This window comes from Christensenella sp. (assembly GCF_034927525.1).
GTDB lineage: Bacteria > Bacillota > Clostridia > Christensenellales > Christensenellaceae > Christensenella.
Window position 1 is genome coordinate 1 of sequence record NZ_JAYFPU010000244.1, and the last position, 2,175, is coordinate 2,175.

Consider the following 2,175-nt stretch of genomic DNA (forward strand, 5'->3'; position numbering starts at 1 on the left):
ATTTCTCTGTATATTCATTTGCCACCTTCATCAGGTCTTCATACAACGCATCATCCATCCGGCAGTGCATCGCTTTGCCAAATATCTTCTTGGCTTTTTCCACGCATGCCGCGTCCGGACAAACATATGCCCCGCGTCCGCCCTGCTGCTTGCCTGAAACGTCTGCCCTATAACCGTTGTCACGCAATTTTATGATACGAACCAGCTCCTGCTTCGGCCTGATCTTCCGGCAGGCAATACACATGCGCGACGGAAGATGCTTTTGTTTTTCCATATTCCCTTACTGCTCTGTCTTTTCTTCCTCTGCCATGTCCTCTTGTGCTTCTTCCTCTTCTAGTGAATCAAGTACGATATCTTCTTCCACTTCCTCAACAGCTTCTTCCTCGTTCAGCTCTGCAACAGCGCCGAAATCGTCGGAAAGTGTTGTATCTGCATTGGCAAAATCTTCGCCAAATACTTCCTGTTCAATTTGCGACTGGCTCTTGATATCAATCTTCCAGCCTGTCAGCTTGGCAGCCAGACGTGCATTCTGCCCTTCCTTGCCGATCGCCAGAGACAGCTGATAGTCCGGCACGATGACCTTAGCGGCCTTTTCGTCCTCGTTGATCTGCACCATCACGACTTTTGCCGGGCGCAGCGCATTGGCAATAAACTCGATCGCGTCGGAACTCCACGGTACAACGTCGATCTTCTCGCCATTCAGTTCTTCCACGACTTTTTCAATACGCGTTCCCTTGTGTCCTACGCACGCGCCTACCGGATCAATGTCCTTTTCGTCGCTGTATACCGCGATTTTCGTGCGTCCGCCCGCTTCACGCGCAATGCTTTTGATCTGCACGACATTCTGACGGATCTCCGGAACCTCCAGCTCAAACAAACGTTTGATCAAGGCCGGATGTGTACGGGACACGATGATCTGGGGGCCTTTGTTCGTTTTCTTTACTTCCAGCACATAGACCTTGATGCGGTCGTTGATGTTGTACTGCTCTGTATAAACCGTTTCGCTGACAGGTATAATGCCTTCCGCACGTCCCATCTCCACATATACGTTCCCACGCTCGATACGATGCACGATCGCCGTCAATACTTCGTTTTCTTTTTCAGCATACTGGTCATAGATGATCCCGCGCTCCGCTTCACGAATACGCTGTACAACCACCTGCTTTGCGGTCTGCGCCGCAATACGTCCAAATTCACGCGGCGTGACTTCCGTCTCCACCACATCTCCTACTTCATATTTATCGTTGATCTCCCGTGCTTCTTCAAGCGATATTTCCGTCTCCGCATCTTCCACTTCCGCCGCAACATTCTTGATTGCGAAAACCTTGATCTCGCCCGTATCTGCATCGATCTCCACGCGCGCATTCTGATCTGTGCCGAAGTGACGCTTGTATGCTGATATAAGAGCGGTCTCTATCGCTTCCAGTAAAATATCTTTTTTGATCCCTTTATCATGTTCTAAGTCGCTCAAGGCTTCCATAAAATCTGTGTTCATAGTCAATCTCCTTTTATATGTCCAAATGCAAGTTTATTTTTGCAATTTCACTCTTTTCAAAGACGATCTCGTTTGCGTCCGTTTCGATCGTTACCGTACCCTCGGCATGGCCTGTCAAAATCCCTGTAAAAAGCTTGCTGCCCTCAAACGGTTTGTACAGCTTGATATCGATCGCCTTTCCCATACTGCGGGCAAAGTCGCCTTCCGTTTTCAGCTCACGGTCAAGTCCGGGCGAGGAAACGCACAGGCAATAGCTTTCCGCAACCGGGTCTTGTTCATCAAGCACCGCTTCTACAGCCCTGCTCACCAGCTCGCAATCATCAAGCAGCACACCGCCATCCTTGTCCATGAAAATCGTCAGCATCCAGTCCTGGCCTTGCTTTGCATACTCTGTATCGATATAAATGAGACCCATATCTTCAATGATCGGACGGGCGATTTCCTCGACCGCCAATTTCACATTTTTTGCCATCTTTACTCCAAAAAACCGTATTTATAATGCGAAAGAGTGGGCGTCAATCCCACTCTTCGATGCTAACATCTTATTAACAGTATATAGAATACCACATTTTTCCGCGATATGCAAGCGTTTTTTGCCTGTTGTCATTTTTTGGAAAGGCTCAATTTATGCTCTGTTCCGCTGATCAGCCGCTTGATATTTTCACGGTGACTAAACACGC

The 2,175-nt window shown here is 48.6% G+C and carries 3 protein-coding genes; all 3 read right to left on the bottom strand.

The window, feature by feature from the left end:
• On the bottom strand, nucleotides 1-274 hold a 274-nt coding region (locus VB081_RS10270; RefSeq protein WP_323400730.1), incomplete at its 3' end, for a YlxR family protein.
• Between the two features lie 6 nt (nucleotides 275-280).
• A complete protein-coding gene (nusA, locus tag VB081_RS10275) occupies nucleotides 281-1,495 on the bottom strand; it encodes a transcription termination factor NusA (protein ID WP_323400731.1) in 1,215 nt (404 codons plus the stop codon).
• Between the two features lie 13 nt (nucleotides 1,496-1,508).
• A complete protein-coding gene (rimP, locus tag VB081_RS10280; protein ID WP_323400732.1) occupies nucleotides 1,509-1,967 on the bottom strand; it encodes a ribosome maturation factor RimP in 459 nt (152 codons plus the stop codon).
• Nucleotides 1,968-2,175 lie beyond the last annotated feature (208 nt).